General features: G+C 51.3%; 13 protein-coding genes. 9 read left to right on the top strand and 4 right to left on the bottom strand.

Features of this window, described 5'->3' with window-relative positions:
- Positions 1 to 82: 82 nt before the first annotated feature.
- Positions 83 to 970: a carbon-nitrogen hydrolase gene (locus JWZ97_RS09285; RefSeq protein WP_205434472.1), complete on the bottom strand. Its 888-nt coding sequence runs from the start codon at positions 968 to 970 to the stop codon at positions 83 to 85.
- Positions 967 to 2,019 carry an agmatine/peptidylarginine deiminase gene (locus tag JWZ97_RS09280; protein ID WP_240342558.1) on the bottom strand — a complete coding sequence of 351 codons (1,053 nt, stop codon included), beginning with the start codon at positions 2,017 to 2,019 and terminating at the stop codon, positions 967 to 969. The genes JWZ97_RS09285 and JWZ97_RS09280 overlap by 4 nt, the downstream gene beginning before the upstream one ends.
- Before the next feature lie 1,085 nt (positions 2,020 to 3,104).
- On the opposite strand from JWZ97_RS09280, the gene gmd reads away from it, so the two are divergent.
- The 5 genes from gmd (at position 3,105) to wecB (ending at position 8,343) form a co-directional block, all read left to right on the top strand.
- Positions 3,105 to 4,193 carry a GDP-mannose 4,6-dehydratase gene (gene gmd, locus JWZ97_RS09275; RefSeq protein ID WP_205434470.1) on the top strand — a complete coding sequence of 363 codons (1,089 nt, stop codon included), beginning with the start codon at positions 3,105 to 3,107 and terminating at the stop codon, positions 4,191 to 4,193.
- Positions 4,194 to 4,202: 9 nt separating this feature from the next.
- Positions 4,203 to 4,421: a four helix bundle protein gene (locus tag JWZ97_RS09270; RefSeq protein ID WP_205434469.1), complete on the top strand. Its 219-nt coding sequence runs from the start codon at positions 4,203 to 4,205 to the stop codon at positions 4,419 to 4,421.
- 74 nt (positions 4,422 to 4,495) lie between these two features.
- A complete protein-coding gene (locus JWZ97_RS09265) occupies positions 4,496 to 5,485 on the top strand; it encodes a GDP-L-fucose synthase (protein ID WP_205434468.1) in 990 nt (329 codons plus the stop codon).
- Between the two features lie 997 nt (positions 5,486 to 6,482).
- Positions 6,483 to 7,133 (top strand): thiopurine S-methyltransferase, encoded by a 651-nt coding sequence (locus JWZ97_RS09260; protein ID WP_205434467.1) that lies wholly within the window; start codon positions 6,483 to 6,485, stop codon positions 7,131 to 7,133.
- A gap of 106 nt (positions 7,134 to 7,239) precedes the next feature.
- Positions 7,240 to 8,343, top strand: coding sequence for a non-hydrolyzing UDP-N-acetylglucosamine 2-epimerase (gene wecB / locus JWZ97_RS09255; protein ID WP_205434466.1), 1,104 nt, complete (start codon positions 7,240 to 7,242; stop codon positions 8,341 to 8,343).
- Positions 8,344 to 9,805: 1,462 nt separating this feature from the next.
- Here the strand turns inward: wecB and JWZ97_RS09250 are convergent.
- Positions 9,806 to 10,372, bottom strand: a complete 567-nt coding sequence (locus JWZ97_RS09250; RefSeq protein ID WP_205434465.1) for a hypothetical protein — start codon at positions 10,370 to 10,372, stop codon at positions 9,806 to 9,808.
- A gap of 93 nt (positions 10,373 to 10,465) precedes the next feature.
- On the bottom strand, positions 10,466 to 10,954 hold the full coding sequence (locus JWZ97_RS09245) for a hypothetical protein (RefSeq protein WP_205434464.1): 489 nt from the start codon (positions 10,952 to 10,954) through the stop codon (positions 10,466 to 10,468).
- A 293-nt stretch (positions 10,955 to 11,247) separates the two neighbouring features.
- Between JWZ97_RS09245 and JWZ97_RS09240 the strand changes: the two genes are divergently transcribed.
- The 4 genes from JWZ97_RS09240 to JWZ97_RS09225 all read left to right on the top strand — a co-directional run bounded on the left by JWZ97_RS09240 (position 11,248) and on the right by JWZ97_RS09225 (position 16,774).
- Positions 11,248 to 12,036 (top strand): hypothetical protein, encoded by a 789-nt coding sequence (locus JWZ97_RS09240; protein WP_205434463.1) that lies wholly within the window; start codon positions 11,248 to 11,250, stop codon positions 12,034 to 12,036.
- Between the two features lie 119 nt (positions 12,037 to 12,155).
- Entirely contained in the window at positions 12,156 to 13,412 is a 1,257-nt protein-coding gene (locus JWZ97_RS09235) for a lipopolysaccharide biosynthesis protein (RefSeq protein WP_205434462.1), read from the top strand.
- A gap of 44 nt (positions 13,413 to 13,456) precedes the next feature.
- Positions 13,457 to 15,487: a right-handed parallel beta-helix repeat-containing protein gene (locus JWZ97_RS09230; protein ID WP_205434461.1), complete on the top strand. Its 2,031-nt coding sequence runs from the start codon at positions 13,457 to 13,459 to the stop codon at positions 15,485 to 15,487.
- Positions 15,488 to 15,526: 39 nt separating this feature from the next.
- Positions 15,527 to 16,774, top strand: coding sequence for an O-antigen ligase (locus JWZ97_RS09225; protein WP_205434460.1), 1,248 nt, complete (start codon positions 15,527 to 15,529; stop codon positions 16,772 to 16,774).
- The last annotated feature ends 4 nt before the right edge of the window (positions 16,775 to 16,778 follow it).

Here is a 16,778-nt window from a genome sequence, read left to right as displayed (position 1 = left end):
CCGCTGTCAGCGTCGGCAACTGCTATACCCCCACCCTAACCCTCCCCCTGGAAGGGGGAGGGGACTGAGAGGCAGGGCGGGTTTAGTCCAAAAACCGTTTCACCAGTCCGCCGTATTCGTCGATGCGGCGGTCGCGCAGGAAGGGCCAGATGCGGCGGACGTCTTCGGAACGCTGGCGGTCGATCTCCACGATCAGCACGCGTCTTTCCTTGTCGTCCGCGTGATCCAGAAACTCCCCTTGCGGGCCGGCGACGAAGCTGTTGCCCCAGAACTGGATGCCTCGGCTGTTCGGGCTGGGATCGGGTTCATGGCCGATACGGTTGCATGACAATACCGGCAAGCCGTTGGCCACCGCGTGGCCGCGCTGGATGGTGATCCAGGCGTTCAACTGGCGCTGCTGTTCCTCGATTTCATCGTCCGGATTCCAGCCTATGGCGGTGGGGTAGAGCAGCAGGTCGGCGCCGGCCAGGGCCATCAATCGCGCCGCCTCCGGATACCACTGATCCCAGCACACCAGTATGCCTAACCGACCCACCGAACTGTCTATCGGCTTGAAGCCGATGTCGCCCGGTGTGAAATAAAATTTCTCGTAATAGCCGGGATCGTCCGGGATATGCATCTTGCGGTATTTGCCGATCAAGGTGCCGTCTTTTTCCAGCACCACGGCGGTGTTGTGGTACAGCCCCGGCGCGCGCCGCTCGAACAGCGAGGCCACGACAACCACGCCCAGTTCCCTGGCCAAGCGACCCAATTCGTCGGTGGTCGGCCCCGGTATGGGTTCGGCCAGGTCGAAATAGTTCGTGTCTTCCACCTGGCAGAAATAAGGCCCCAAATGAAGCTCGGGCAGCAACACCAGTTCCGCGCCGGCGGCCGCGGCTTCGCGTATGCCCGCGAAGGACTCGGCCAGATTGGCTTCCCGGGTCGAACCGCAGGCCTGTTGAACGAGGGCGACGGTGAGCGTTTTTTTCATGGCTGGCCCGAAATGGAAACGGTGACGGGAAACTGCATGGTCATGCAATGGATGCTGCCATATTGGCGGATCAAGGGCGTGGACGGGATGGACACCAATTCGCGGTCGGGGAAACATTCCTTCAGTCTGGTCAAGGCGATATCGTCGGCCGGATCGCCGTAGACCGGCACCAGCACCGCACCGTTGATGATGAGGAAGTTGGCATAGGTGGCCGGTAATCGGTCGCCTTCCTCGCTGTAAATGGGCTTGGGGACGGGCAGGGGAACCAGCCGATAAGGCCCGCCGCTCGTAGCGACGAGTCGTTTCAGCTCATCTTCCATGGCCTTGAGATCGCCGTACAAATCATCTTCCGGGTCGTCGCAGGCGGTGTAAGCGATGGTATCCACCGCACAGAATCGGGCCAGTGTGTCGACATGGGCGTCGGTGTCGTCGCCTTCGGCATAGCCATGATGCAGCCAGAGCACGCGCTGCAAGCCGAAGGCCTCTTGCAGTTGCCGTTCGATTCCGGACTGGTCGAAGCTCGGATTGCGATTGGGATTGAGCAAACAGCGCGCGGTGGTCAGCAGCGTACCCTCGCCATCGGTCTCCAGACTGCCGCCTTCCAGCACGAAATCGACCGCTTCCAGCGGCGTTGCGCCGAATACGCCGGACTCGTGCAGCCGGCGCGCCAACCGGGCGTCGTCTGCGCACTCGTATTTGCCGCCCCAGCCGTTGAAGCGGAAGTCCAGCAGCTTGGCGCCCGCCGGCGTATCGACGGTGAGGGGAGCGGTGTCGCGTACCCAGACATCGTTGTACGGTAACTCCACGGGAATGACGCGGGTGAGGTCGGCGCCCTGTTTCGTCAGGCATTCCAATACATGGAGCCGGTGCTGATTATTCTGTACCGCCACGATCAGCGTCTGCCTCAGGCTGACGGCACTGCCGATCAGGGCATAGGTGTCTTCGACTTCGGCCAGCCAGCGTTGGAAATCGCCCTTGTCGTAAGGCCAGGCAATCAACACGGCGGACTGGGGTGCCCATTCGGGCGGAAAATGGAGTGGGTTGCTCAAGAGACGGTCCGGTATAAAAAGCGTCGATTTTAATGGCATTTTGCGCGCATGAGTATTTATGCGTTCAAATACTGTTCCCGCCTCTATCGATTTCGGTCCGCCATTCACGGCTTTGTCATTAGCCGGATTTACTATGGACCCGCTCCCTTATGCAGGGTTTTGTTTGGCTATGCGTGCATTAAGCGTTGAAATGACTTTTCGGCATACCGTGAGTCTGTTACCGGACTTTCACGCCGCAGCGGCTTCAATAATGCTTTGCCGTCTGACGCCTTCGCTCCTTCCCCCTGCAAGGGGGAAGGTCGCGATTCAAGCGACGTTTGCGATTGGAAGGTTGGGATGGGGGTGGGATACTCGGGCGAAGAAGCAACGTCGAAGTTCAGCGCATAGATCAAGGCTCAACCCCCACCCTGGCCCTCCCCCTTCGTGGGGGAGGGGCGCGTAGACCATGCGCTATTCGCACAGAGCCCGTTTCAACTGTTACCACAGACATAGTCTTTTGTTTCTGCTCGTTTTCCCCAGGTAGGCCATTTCCGTCGGGTATGTTTTACCGAAACGGCGCACTGTGAATATGTACGCCCGGCCGGCCGTGCGCAATCGATAAAAAATGGCGTCATGTGACCGTCGGGCTTGTCCGCATGGGCCTCGACGAGGCAAACTATTGGACCAAGGGCAGCGGCCAGTCGATGTTGACGAAGGCCTTGCCGCCGCCGGACGCGTGTGTTGCCCAACCTTACGTTTCGCCCTGGCGCGCAGCCCAAGCCGGACCACCGGTTCTATCCCAAGTTAAGGACAAATCGTTATCCGCTCTCCGATATGGATTTTACCTATCTTCAAGGATGCCCTCACTTCCGGAAGCGGAGCATCATCGTCTATCGTTGCGGGTGTTTATCGACCGCGTTCACCTTGGAAGGGCGGCGCCTCACGCGTCATCCAGACCTATGAGCGGCGATGAAGATTCCGATGAGGCAACCGACGCTAAAATCACGCTGGGCACATCCCGAAGAGGCCTTTAGGTAAAACCTAAAGCATCGTGCCGACAGCGACCGAGCATAAACAAAAAATCGAATATCTCTTAAGGAGTATCCATGACCAAAGTTGCACTGATTACCGGCATCACAGGACAAGACGGCGCCTATCTGGCGGAGTTGCTGTTGAGCAAGGGCTATGAAGTACACGGCATCAAGCGCCGCGCCTCGCTGTTCAACACGGATCGCATCGATCATCTCTACCAGGACCCGCATGTCCAGGACCGCCGGTTGGTGCTGCATTATGGAGACCTGACCGATTCCACCAACCTCATCCGCATCGTCCAGCAGACCCAGCCCGACGAAATCTATAACCTGGCGGCGCAGAGCCACGTGCAGGTTTCATTCGAGACGCCGGAATACACGGCGGACGCCGACGGTCTCGGCACGCTGCGGCTGCTGGAAGCCATCCGCATCCTGGGGCTGACGAAGAAGACCCGCTTCTATCAGGCATCCACCTCGGAGCTTTACGGCGACGTGCGTGAAATCCCGCAGAAGGAAACCACACCTTTCTATCCGCGCTCGCCTTATGCGGTCGCCAAGATGTACGCCTACTGGATCACGGTGAACTACCGCGAGGCTTATGGCATCTACGGCTGCAACGGCATCCTGTTCAACCACGAATCGCCCTTGCGCGGCGAGACCTTCGTCACCCGCAAGATCACCCGCGCCATCGCCCGCATCAAGCTGCAGTTGCAGGACACGCTCTACCTGGGCAACCTGGACGCCTTGCGCGACTGGGGTCATGCCCGCGACTACGTGGAAATGCAGTGGTTGATGTTGCAGCAGGATCATCCGGAAGATTTCGTCATCGCCACCGGTGTGCAATACAGCGTCCGGAAGTTCGTCGAGACCGCGGCCCATGAAGTCGGCATTTCCATACGCTGGGAAGGCCAGGGTGTGGACGAGAAAGGTTACGACACCGCCACCGGCAAACTCATCGTCGCGGTCGACCCGCGCTATTTCCGTCCCACCGAAGTGGAAACCCTGCTGGGCGATCCGACCAAGGCCAAGGAAAAGCTGGGCTGGACACCCAAGACCACTTTCGACGAACTGGTGCGCGAGATGGTGCGCGAAGACCTCATCGCCGCCGAACGCGACGCCCTCTGCAAGCGCGAAGGCTACAAGGCGTTCGATTATCACGAATGACAAAGTAGGATGGGCAAAGCCGCAGGCGTGCCCATCAATGCCGTGCCGATGGGCACGGGCTTACGCCCTTTGCCCATCCTACAGACTTCCAACATTGCAGAAGGAGCGGCTAGGGAAAGCACCAAGGAGTTTTTGCATTTCCTCTCCATTGCTCGCGGCTCTCTCAGTGAATTGGAAACGCAGATCGTAATCGCCGACGAGTTGGGCTACCTGGAAAATGAGTTTTAATTGAGTCGAGAGCTGGAAGAAGTTTTTTCCCTGTTGGGCGGCCTCATACAATCATTGAAAAAACCAAGGAACTTATGAATACCCCGATAGGCTACGAGCCTCTTACCCCTCACGCCTCACCCCTAACCGCGACAGCCAAAATCTTCGTCGCCGGTCATCGCGGCCTGGTGGGCTCGGCCGTGGAGCGTCGATTGAGGGCCGAGGGATATACGAATCTCGTGCTCAGAACCCGCAAGGAGCTGGATCTGCTCGATTATGCCGCCGTGGCAGCGTTCTTCGAGCGGGAGCGGCCCGAGGTCGTCATCGACGCGGCCGCCCGGGTCGGCGGCATACATGCCAACAACACTTACCCGGCGGATTTCATCCGCGACAACCTGTTCGTTCAGAATAATCTGATCGACAACGCCTGGCGCTTCGGAGCCAGGAAACTCGTATTCCTGGGCTCGTCCTGCATCTATCCCAAGCATGCGCCCCAGCCGATGAAGGAGGAGCACTTGCTCACCGGTCCGCTGGAGCCTACCAACGAATGGTACGCCATAGCCAAGATAGCGGGCATCAAGATGTGCCAAGCTTACCGCAAGCAGCACGGCTTCGATGCCATTTCGCTCATGCCCACCAATCTCTACGGGCCGGGCGACAATTTCAATCTGGAAAGCTCGCACGTATTGCCCGCCTTGATCCGCAAATTCCACGAGGCCAAGCTGGCCGGCGCGTCAGCCGTCACGGTCTGGGGTACCGGCACGCCGCGCAGGGAGTTCCTGCACGTGGACGATATGGCCGCGGCGACGGTATTCCTGGCGGCCAATTACTCGGACAGCGAGATCGTCAACGTCGGCGTGGGCGAGGACGTCAGCATCCGCGAGTTGGCGGAGCTGGTGCGCGATGCGGTTGGCTTTACCGGTGAGCTGGAGTTCGACACCACCAAGCCCGACGGAACGCCGCGCAAGCTGCTCGACGTGACGCGGCTGCACGGCCTGGGCTGGAAAGCCAGCATTCCCCTGGCGGAAGGCATACGTTCGACCTACGACTGGTTCCTGCAGCATCAGGCGGATTTCCGGACCTAGCCGGCTATCTGCGGATCTGGCTTCAGCCTGCAAAGATCGCGGCCGGCACAGAATCCGTCCTTTTATTTGATTCCCTCCCCCTTTCAGGGCAATGCCATTAAGTTAAGCCCCTTCTCCCTCTGGGAGAAGGTTGGGATGAGGGCCTAAAGCGCGAAATGCTTGCGATGACCCTATTGAAACAATTGGGCACTTCGCCCTCACCCTAGCCCTCTCCCAGTGGGAGAGGGGACTAAATCCCTTAACTTAACGGCATTGCCTTTCAGGGCATAGGTATCTACACAACGCCCTCTCCCTTTGGGAGAGGGAGTTAGGGTGAGGGCAAAGCGCCTGATTTTCAAAGACTTGTTCGTAAGCGTTGAGCGCTCAGGCCCTCACCCCTGCCCCTCTCACAAAAGGACAATGCCGTTAAGTTAAGCCGTCATTCCGGCATGGACTGCCGGAATCCAGGTTACATGGATGTAAAACGCCTCAGCCATCCGTGGCCTTTGGACCCCGGCATCCCAATCGCAAACGGTTGCTTTAACCGCAACCCTTCCCTGCCGGGGTGACGATGTGCCTCTTAACTAAACGGCATTGCCCAAAAGGAGAGGGGTGAAAATCAATGCGTTGAGAAGATGTGTAGATACCTATGCTTTCAGGGGGAGGGCAGGGTGGGGGTAAAGCCCCTGCAGGCACACGATCAGTTTGCCGCTTGGACATCCGGCAGTACTACCCCCATCCCAGCCTTCCCCCTATGAGGGGGGAAGGAGCAATAGGGTCACGGCTGATACATGTAAATCCGTCCTTTTATTTGATTCCCTCCCCCTTCCAGGGGGAGGGCAGGGTGGGGGTAAAGCCCCTGCAGGCACACGATCAGTTTGCCGCTTGGACATCCGGCAGTACTACCCCCATCCCAGCCTTCCCCCTATCAGGGGGAAGGAGCAATAGGGATCGCGGCTGGACGGGTGTGAGTCCGGTACACTATCTCCCATTGTTGAATGGTATGAGATATCCGTCCATGGAAACCGTCTTTTGGCACGAACGCTGGGCCACCGGCCAGATCGGCTTTCACCAGTCTGAGATCAATCCCCATTTACGCCGGTTCTGGCCGGCCTTGGAACTGCCCAAGGGTAGCCGGGTGTTCGTGCCTTTGTGCGGCAAGAGCCGAGACATGCTTTGGTTATGCGATCAAGGCTACGAAGTGATCGGTGTGGAACTGAGTCCCGTGGCCGTGGAGGCATTTTTTGCGGAGAACGACTTGCAGCCCACGGTAGACCATTTGGATTCTTTTAGCGTCTATCGAACGGCGGGCTTGTCGCTGTACTGCGGCGATTTCTTTGCCCTGATGCAGAACGATTTAGCGGGCGTGACCGCGGTGTTTGACCGCGCATCCCTGGTGGCGCTGCCGCCGGACATGCGTGCGGACTACGCGCATCACATGCTGCAGTTGCTGGCGCCCGGAATACCGATATTGTTGATTGCCTTCGCATATCCACAGCACGAGATGGAAGGGCCACCTTTCAGCGTGCAGGAGCCTGAGATCTGCGCGCTTTACGGCACTCACCGGAAAGTGCAGCGACTGCACAGTGTCGACCTCCTGGAGCGGGAACCCCGTTTCCGGGAAAAAGGACTGAGCCGCCTCGAAGAAATCGTTTACATGCTGGTATGAAAGGTTTTGCCTCCAACATGAATGGCCGCACTCCGATAGTGCGAGCCTATAGGCCTATTAATAACCTACAATTGCGCCATTCTGGGCTCATTCTATTTTCGTTCTCATGATAAAAATTCTGCTGGTTGCCGGCGCGCGTCCCAACTTCATGAAAATCGCGCCCATCATCCGGGCGTTGCAGAAACGGAGCGACGTATTCGAATACCGGCTGGTGCATACCGGCCAGCACTACGACAAGGAAATGTCCGATGTATTTTTCGAGGAACTGGAAATCCCCAAGCCCGACCACTACCTCGATGTAGGCAGCGGCTCGCATGCCGAACAGACCGCCAAGGTCATGACCCGCTTCGAGAAGGTTTGCGAAGAGGAAAAACCGGATTTGGTGATCGTCGTCGGCGACATCAACTCCACCTTGGCCTGTTCCATCGTCGCCAAGAAGGCCAACATCAAGCTGGCCCATGTCGAAGCCGGGCTGCGCAGCCGCGATCTGGCCATGCCGGAAGAGATCAACCGCATGGTGACCGACGCCATCAGCGACTATTTCTTCGTCACCGAAAAAAGCGGTGTGGAAAATCTGCTGCACGAAGGCAAGCCGCGCGAAGCTATCCATTTCGTCGGTCACGTCATGATCGACAACCTGTTCCATCAGGTCGACAAACTCAAGCGCCTGCCGGCCGGCACCCTGGCCAGCGAAGCGATCAAGGCACGCTTTTCCGCCTATGGCGTCATGACCCTGCATCGGCCGTCCAACGTGGACAGCCAGGAAACCTTGCAAAGCCTGATCGCAGCCATCGGCCAAATCGCCGCCAAGTTGCCCATCATCTTCCCCATCCATCCCCGAACGCAGGCCAATCTCGAACGCTTCGGCATTGCCTTGCCGGAGGCCATCCACACCATCAAGCCGCAGCCCTACATGGACTTTCTCAACCTGTTCAAGGACGCCCGTCTCGCCCTCACCGACAGCGGCGGCTTGCAGGAAGAAACCACCGCCCTGGGCGTACCCTGCCTGACCTTGCGGGAAAACACCGAACGGCCCATCACCGCCGAAGAAGGCACCAATGTCGTTGTCGGCACGGACCCTGCGCGCATCGTGGCCGAGGCGGAGAAGATACTGGCCGGCTTAGGCAAGGCCGGCCGGCGCCCTGAACTATGGGACGGCGCCGCGGCCGAACGTATCGCCGACGTCTTGGCCGCGCACTTGAATGGATGAGCGCAAAGCAGACCGCCGATTCCATGGGCGCACTGCCGTGAGCTAGCGCGACCATGGCCCAAACGGCTATTTTCCGCGTAGGCTGGAATGAACGAAGGGAATTCCAGCGAATGACGCCGCTAGCCGGAATTCGCTGCCGCGGTTTAGCGGTCAGACGCCTATGACGGGTTACGCTACGCCCTTCCACCGCACATGGACATGATCCGCAAGACGAAATGGACATCACCATGCAACACACGATTGCAATAATCCACGAATACGCCGTGTCATCCCCTCCCCTTGCAGGGCGAGGGCAGGATGCATCTGCGCTAATGGTTGAAGTATCTTCAATCCCCTCCCCCTTGCAGGGGGGCAGGGTGGGGGTAGAACCCTCGATATTTACGATCAAGGTGTTCGCTTAACAACTTTCATGGCAACGCGACCTAAATAGCTCATGGTGGGAGCGGCCTCCAGGCCGCGATCTTCGCTGGCTCAAGCCTGCTCCCACAAATTACTGATCAGGGTCTCGGGCCATCTTAATAAAGGCTACGTCTTCGCTAACAGTTAAAAAGTCTTCAACCCCTCCCCCTTGCAGGGCGAGGGCAGGATGCGTCTGCGCTAATGGTTGAAGTATCTTCAATCCCCTCCCCCTTGCAGGGGGAGGGCAGGGTGGGGGTAGAACCCTCGATATTTACGATCAAGGTGTTCGCTTAACAACTTTCATGGCAACGCGACCTAAATAGCTCAGGGTGGGAGCGGCCTCCAGGCCGCGATCTTCGCAGGCTAAAGCCCGCTCCCACAAACAACCGACCAGAGTCTCGGATTGACTTAATAAAGGCTACGTCTTCGCTAACAGTTAAAAAGTCTTCAATCCCCTCTCCCTCGCAGGGCGAAGGCAGGATGCATCTGCGCTAATGGTTGAAGTATCTTCAATCCCCTCCCCCTGGAAGGGGGAGGGCAGGGTGGGGGTAGAACGCTCGATGCTTACAATCAAAGTGTTCCCTTAACAACTTTCATGGCAACGCGACCTAAATAGCTCAGGATGGGAGCGGCCTTCAGGCCGCGATCTTCGCAGGCTAAAGCCCGCTCCCACAAACAACCGACCAGGGTCTCGGATTGACTTAATAAAGGCTACGTCTTCGCTAACAGTTGAAAAGTCTTCAACCCCTCTCCCTTGCAGGGCGAAGGCAGGATGCGTCTGCGCGAACAGTTGAAATGTCTTCAATCCCCTCCCCCTTGCAGGGGGAGGGCAGGGTGGGGGTAGAACGTTCGATGCTTTTTACGTCAAGTCCCGAGATTAGAAAGCCGTTTCAAGCACAAAACCCTATCCCAAACCTCCAATTGCAAAGCTTGTTGAGATTGCGACCAAGAGAGATACAGTTGGCATAATGCCGCATGGGATGGCTTCAGATGAAATCCCCGGCTTTTGATACGGCGCAAGACGAAAAAGCCGGTTCACCGGCTAATTCAGACATGGCCTAAATTAACTCCCCGGCGCTTCACGGTCAAAGCTGACGGTGAAAAGCCGAAAAAACGGAGCAATCGGCGCAAACGCGACGCACCATTGTGTCAATTGCCGCAGTTGGACATAGGGATGAGGCAACCGTCTATGATAGTCATGGAACGATCCATGGGCGGCATACATCGTTGCATGAACTTCATGGAACGCTGTATCAAAAAGATGCATCGTTCCATCTTCGCCATAGACGGGTGTATAAAAATGATACATGCGTCCATGCGCGGGATGGAACGACGTACCAAAATGATGCAACGATGTATGTCGAACATAGAGTGACGTACCGAATTCATGCATCGATCCATATTCAACATGGATCGATGCGTGAAAAAGATGCATCGTTCTATCACAAACATGGAACGATCCCTGCTTTACATGGATCGATGACTTGAAAACATGGACGGATCGATGGCAGGAGTGGAAAGAACTATCGCGTCGATCCGCGCTTCGATTGAAAAGATGGATGGCCGATAGGCCGATGAGCGACGATCTATGGGAGCGATGGATGAAGCGGGTGGAGCGTGTGAAAGGCATCGTTCGACGAGTCCGGGACGAACGAGACGGACCGTCTACTGTTTATCCCGGTCCTGTCGAACGACATGGAAGAAGCACTATGCCAACACAGCATCAGGCCGGAACGGCTTGCCCGGCAGTCGACTTGTCTGTCGTGCGGGAGCGACGAATGAAGCGGCGGCCGAGATCGTCGAGGGCATCTTCCAATGCCCCATTAGCGACATGTGCCGCCTTGGTATAGGTGTAGACATGCAGTGCAGCGGTATAAGCCTGGCTGCCGGCGGCATAGTAGGTGTCTTCCACCTTGCCGAGCAAATTGGCCAAAGCCAACTGGATGGGATAAAGCGTCTCCACCAGATTGACATGGCGCTTCATGTCTTCCAGGCTGAATCCGCCGGGCAGGATTTCCGGATGCTGTGCCGCGAGCGCACCGGCTTTTACCACGAACGAGCGGTTTTTCTCGCCGAATTTCACCATTCCTTTCCGTTCATCAGGGCTCAGATCGATCAGGAAGGGCAATTGCTGCAGCAGGGAGTTGACCAGCGCCAAGGCAGCGTCGATATTTTCCTGAGTCAGGCTCGCATTGATACGATTCGCGTTCATGAGCGTTTCCTTTTCCGTGATTACAAGATTGCTAAAGCAACCGATAAAACCGCGTGTCTTTATCGGTCGGGCCAAACATTGCACGGAGTGCGGCATAAAAGTGTGAACCCGTTCACATCACGTTCTCGATAAGGAATGCTCGTAGCGTCACGGGCTATAAATCAACAAGCAAGCCCATATAGCGGCCATAGTTGACAAGTGGGACACTTCCTACGTCGCGTGAATTATAGGAGCGCAATAATTCTACAGGGTTATACCAGGACATCTATAAGTAGATTATTAGGAGATTAAGTATGTGCGCAATACTTAGATTCGTCGCTATCATATCTGCTGTAATACTTTTATCTAGTGCGGCATACGGTGCGACATTAGGTAAAGCAGAGCTAAATATCGACTGGAGCTCGTTTGTCGTAACCCCGGTTCCCGATGGCCAAATTACAACCCCTAGAATAACATGGGAAAATTTATATTCTGCAGTCAATGCATATACTTCGCAAGAAGTTTATATGGCTAATTGGACATCTCCGATTGCGGCACATACTGGAAATACGGGTATAATTTCAGAGTCAACAGCGAATGTTACAACGCTATATGCGTATGCAAAAGATATAAGTCAAGAAGATACGGCAGCTGGGCACTGGGTATCGCGTGGCGGAGAATTTTCTGTAGAGGGAACTGGAAATATTGAGCTGTCAGTGAATTATATGTGGGAAGCTACTTTGTTATCGAATGTTTCGGGAGCAAAAGATCAAAGTTTCGTCGACATATATTCAAACTTTCAGGCCGAAACCAGATACGAACGTCGCGAAAATCGTGCCGCTCATGATGGTATAAATATACAATTGTTAGCAATGTTTCCGTCAGATATAGGCGTCCATCAAGGCGGCGGAACTTTAAAAATAACTGTACCTGTAATTGATGGCGATAAGTTTTATTTTAATTTATTAGGAGGCACGACCGCAAATACCTTAAAGCCAATCCCGTTGCCTGGAAGTGGAGTGCTTCTTATTTTTGGGTTGTTAACGACATTTTGGGGTCGCTTTTTAACTAATTGCGCTATCCCGCTGAACTTCAGAAAATAAATTTGGATATCAACTATCGAGAGCTTTCTGATTTTTACTCCGATAATCCGTAGCGGGCTTTTATAAATATAAGCTATGGAAAGTAATCTTCTGAATCTAATAACTAAATACGCTTGTAAATGTCAAAAGTTATAAAATGGATAAAAAGTGGCGGCGCGATTTCCTTGATGGATCAAGCGGTATCGTCTCTAGGTAACTTTTTGACTGCAATGATGCTGGCTAAATCTCTAACTCCATCAGATTTCGGAGTATATACTTTAATCAACACTACTATGCTTGTTACTAATGGGCTTGCTGCAGCCTTGGTAATTATGCCATTAAGAGTGTTGGGGGTGGGATTAGCAGGTAAGCGGCTTGATTTATATGTTAGTCATCGCATTATATTCCAATTCATAATAACAAGCTTGCTTGCGGCTGCCGGTATAGCATTTCTTTATGTTGAATATACTCACGACAATAGTCTTCTGCTGACATATATAGTTTATTCGATATTAGGGCAGTTACAAGAGTTTGGTAGGGCATGTAATGCAAGCCATTTTAAATGGATGACTCTCTTTGTCTCGGATATATTAAGTGTGACGACTAGGGTCGCATTATTGGCAGCGATGGTATGGGGGGGGGCTTTAGATGTTGTATCGGCAATATTGATATGCTCACTAGGGTATGCCGTAGGATCATTAATTGGTTCGACCGGCAAGGCTCGATTTATTCTAGAGTTCAAGAATGTAAGGAAATCATGGTTTGAAAATTGGCGGTTTGGAAAGTGGTTGATGTTTGAAAGTGCAGTTTATACTGTTTCCACACAAGTATATTTTTACCTGATAGCGTCTTGGGTGGATATTGAATCAGCAGGCGCGTTTGGAGCGGCGCAAGTCCTGTTGAATATGTTAAATGTCGTAATGCTGGGTTTGGTAAATTACGCAGTTCCAGTAGCAAGAAAACGCTTGCTCGAGAACGGACAGGCGGCATGGAAACAGTGGTGGCGATTAATCGGAAGTGTAATATTTATAATTAATTTTACGGCGTGTATTTTAATTTCAATATTTGCTGTCCGCCTATTGTCAATGTTGTTTCAGCCTACATTTAGCCAATATGCTTATATCGTACCGATCTTGGCATGCGCCATGGTACTTACGAGCCTAACGACAGTCATGAGCGCCGCACTGCGTACCGCCGAATTGCCACAAGCAGGATTTGCTGCCAAGCTTATTTCCGCAGTGCTTACATTGGTGATAGCCCATCCTTTAATAATGAGCTTGAATGTGGCCGGCGCCGCAATAGGAATGATTGTAACGCAATTATGTTGGCTTTTAGTTTATGTATATTCGCTAAAGGAAAGAGTGGGGCCGCGCCAATTATATTCAAGTACTTCTTAGTAGTTATTTCCGACTTATAGAATATATTTTATGAGGAGATTTTTATGAGTAAAATGGATAAAGCGGGAGTGGCAGCGCTTATTAGTTTGTTATTAACAATAAGTTCTGAAACGGATGCAGCAGTCGAAAAAGCGTTTTATGTATCACCTAACGGCAATGATAGAAATGCGGGTAGTATTAATAGTCCGTTTGCGACAGCTAAAAGAGCTCAAAGCGCTGTGAGGGCGTATAAAACAATTGATTCTTTAGTTCCCGTAACCGTATATTTCCGACAAGGTATATATTATTTCAATGAAACACTCAATTTGCTAAATATAGATTCCGGCACAATAAATGCCCCGATAACGTATCAGGCGTATGGACTTGAAAAAGTAGTCTTTTCAGGTGGGTTAAACGTGCCAGCTTCTCAGATTAAGCCTTTAGGAAATATTCAGATCTCGGGGGTAAATACAGCAAATAGTAAAAAATTTCAGGTCGTTGATCTTCGTGCCGCCGGAATAGCTGCAGCACCGGCTTCTAGCTGGGCGAGATCGGAAATAAATTCCCCTGAAAAGGATCCGTTAGCACCGGAAGAGCTTTTTTTGAATCAAAGACCTATGCAGGTCGCCAGATGGCCTAATGGAGAGTGGGCGTATACGCAGAATAGCGTTTTTATTAAGACACCTAAAATACCATATTCTAATGAGATGGAAAACCGGGTTATAAACTGGCGGCGTCCGAATACCTGGCTTAAGGGTTACTGGGGAAAAGATTGGTATGATGAGGCGATTCAGGTGTCTTTTGTAAATACCGTTGATCACACAGTTAGACTCAAAGACACGCCTGAATATGGCATTGTTGCTGGGGCACGCTACTATGTATTGAATAATATATCAGAATTGGATGCGCCGGGTGAATATTATATAGATAGAAGTACAAGAAAAGCGTATTTTATACCTGATGAAGAAGTAAACTCAGATACAACGTTAACGGTAACAAAACTCTCTGCGCCAATTGTTGCCACACATGAAGCTTCGAATATAATATTTAAAGGAATTTTGTTCGAGGGCGGTCGCGGGAATGGAGTCGAGATCATTGGTGGTGATCATATTTCAGTATTTGATGGCATTGTAAGAAATATTGGAAAAACTGGGATAGTTATTCAAGGCGGTAAAAATCATGAAATAAAAGGTAATGAAATATATGCGACTGGTACGGGTGGCATATATGCCAATGGTGGCGAGCGAGTTAATCTATCACCAGCCAGCTTTACGATTTCCAATAATCATATACATGATTACAGCCGAAATATTTCTACGTACCGAGCTGGGATAGATGCCCGTGGAGTTGGAATCGCTATTAGTGGAAATATAATACATAATGCTCCACACGTTGCAATATGGGTGGACGGAAATAATCATTTAGTAGATAAAAACAATATATATCGTGTATGCTTGGATACGTCTGATTCAGGGGCTATATATATAGGGCGGGACTGGAGTGCAAGAGGTACGGTAATTAGTAATAACTACATACATGAGATCGCCGGACTGCCTGGAAAAGGTGATGTCTCCGGGATTTATTTAGATGACTTTTCAAGTGGCATAAAGATCGAGAAAAATATTCTAAGCAATATATATAGAGGAGTATTAATAGGGGGTGGGCGGGATAATCTAATTACAAATAACATTTTCGCGTTTAATCAAGTTTCATTGTCATTGGATGCAAGAGGAACTACCTGGGCTAAAGCGGCTATTTCGCCAGGCAGCGATCTACAGAAAAAGCTCGCATTAATGCCATATAGATCGTCAGTTTGGTCCAAGCAATATCCTTCTTTAACAAATATATTATATGACGATCCTGCTACACCTAAAGGAAATAGTGTAAAGGGAAATTATATTTATGAGTCAGGAAAAATGCTTATAGATCAGCTTGCGATACAATATGGCGATTTTAAAAGTAATTTAATAACTCGTGATAACCTTGGGCTCAGGAACCCTGGCGCAAACGATTTCAGTGTAAGTGATTGGTCTCAGTTTAAGGCGCGCATACCAGATTGGCAGTCTATCGACAATTTAAATGTCTGGTTTAAATGATGTTTGTGATTTCTTAATATTATTGAATTATAAAACCTTATGAAGTTAGCTGCCTTGTTTCTATGTGTGTCGTTAATTGCTAGAAATACGCTTTATTCGCCGGCACTACTAGATATACCAAGAGCGATAGCTTTGTTATTGGTGGCTTTCTTTGGAATATATGGGCTTCTAACAAGTCGTTCGGTTTTAAGGCTGGGTAGATATTGGGCTCAGTTTGGTTATATTGTGTCGGTTCTAATATCAATTATCGGTGCAGTCGAAGTAGGGTATGTTGCATTTCAGGCAATTTCGATATCGGTAGTTATTTTGTTCTCAATTTCTTATTATGAAAGAAGCGCACCGGAAAATATAAATTCATCCCTATTTACTGCGACTTTTTGGTGCTACGTCGCTATTTTGTTTATTAGTCTATTGTTACTTATAGTTAGCCCAAGCTTGGTATACGAAACTCTTTATGGTGGCGAGTTAAGGTTTCGCGGAATTTTGCCAAAATCGGGCATGATTGGTGCCAGTGCCGGCGTATTAATAGGAATTGGATGTTTTCATAAACTTCCACTTTTAATGAGATTACTGGCTTTTGGAGTTGGATTTCCTTGTTTAATTATTACTCAATCTAGGACATTTATGGTTGCTTTCCTAGTGGCGGTAGTAGTAACTGTATTTATATATTATAGAAAGTTAAGGAAGCTTATTTATATTGGCTTATTTTTATTGGTTTCTATGGTAGTTTCAATTAACTCGCTAGATATTAATGTGAGAAGCGTCTCCATAGAAAAATTTATGCGAATTGAAACAATCTCCAATTTAACAGGGCGCGTTTCAATTTGGGAAAATGCTTTTGAAGCATTTAAGAAGAATCCTTGGCTAGGTGTTGGCATTACGGCCGGGGCGGCGGCCTTAAATAAGGATCAGTCGTCCATTATGCTAAATGATAAGGATGATCTCAATGTTGGAAGAAATATAGGCTCTACAACAATGCATAACGGATATATTCAGTCCTTGTTAGATGTGGGTGTTGTTGGTACTTTTTTTTATTGCGCCATCGTTTTACAAGCTATTGCTAAATTATATTTGAACGATAGTTATAGAAATTTGTCACTGGAATTTTTCATTCTGATATTTCTGTCCATTTCTAATTTGGCTGAAAATGTTATCTATGCAGTTACTGTCTATAATAGCGTGCTTTTCATGATGGTCGCGACTTTTAGTGCGAGTAAGAATTATGTTACCAATAAGGCTAGGGCCTCGCTGTTGATGAGCAATAGTAAAATTAGTATCCCAACTTAATTTA

The organism is Methylococcus sp. EFPC2, assembly GCF_016925495.1.
In the GTDB taxonomy this organism is placed as follows: Bacteria; Pseudomonadota; Gammaproteobacteria; order Methylococcales; family Methylococcaceae; genus EFPC2.
Note: the sequence above shows the minus strand (reverse complement) of the source record. Positions and strands in the feature narration are given on the sequence as shown.

What these genes read in the sequence shown, in the direction of transcription:
- JWZ97_RS09285 (WP_205434472.1), bottom strand. Translation starts at nt 970, where the DNA reads ATGAAAAAAACGCTCACCGTCGCCCTCGTTCAACAGGCCTGCGGTTCG.
- gmd (WP_205434470.1), top strand. Translation starts at nt 3,105, where the DNA reads ATGACCAAAGTTGCACTGATTACCGGCATCACAGGACAAGACGGCGCC.
- JWZ97_RS09270 (WP_205434469.1), top strand. Translation starts at nt 4,203, where the DNA reads ATGGGCAAAGCCGCAGGCGTGCCCATCAATGCCGTGCCGATGGGCACG.
- JWZ97_RS09265 (WP_205434468.1), top strand. Translation starts at nt 4,496, where the DNA reads ATGAATACCCCGATAGGCTACGAGCCTCTTACCCCTCACGCCTCACCC.
- JWZ97_RS09260 (WP_205434467.1), top strand. Translation starts at nt 6,483, where the DNA reads ATGGAAACCGTCTTTTGGCACGAACGCTGGGCCACCGGCCAGATCGGC.
- wecB (WP_205434466.1), top strand. Translation starts at nt 7,240, where the DNA reads ATGATAAAAATTCTGCTGGTTGCCGGCGCGCGTCCCAACTTCATGAAA.
- JWZ97_RS09250 (WP_205434465.1), bottom strand. Translation starts at nt 10,372, where the DNA reads ATGCCTTTCACACGCTCCACCCGCTTCATCCATCGCTCCCATAGATCG.
- JWZ97_RS09245 (WP_205434464.1), bottom strand. Translation starts at nt 10,954, where the DNA reads ATGAACGCGAATCGTATCAATGCGAGCCTGACTCAGGAAAATATCGAC.
- JWZ97_RS09240 (WP_205434463.1), top strand. Translation starts at nt 11,248, where the DNA reads ATGTGCGCAATACTTAGATTCGTCGCTATCATATCTGCTGTAATACTT.
- JWZ97_RS09235 (WP_205434462.1), top strand. Translation starts at nt 12,156, where the DNA reads ATGTCAAAAGTTATAAAATGGATAAAAAGTGGCGGCGCGATTTCCTTG.
- JWZ97_RS09230 (WP_205434461.1), top strand. Translation starts at nt 13,457, where the DNA reads ATGAGTAAAATGGATAAAGCGGGAGTGGCAGCGCTTATTAGTTTGTTA.
- JWZ97_RS09225 (WP_205434460.1), top strand. Translation starts at nt 15,527, where the DNA reads ATGAAGTTAGCTGCCTTGTTTCTATGTGTGTCGTTAATTGCTAGAAAT.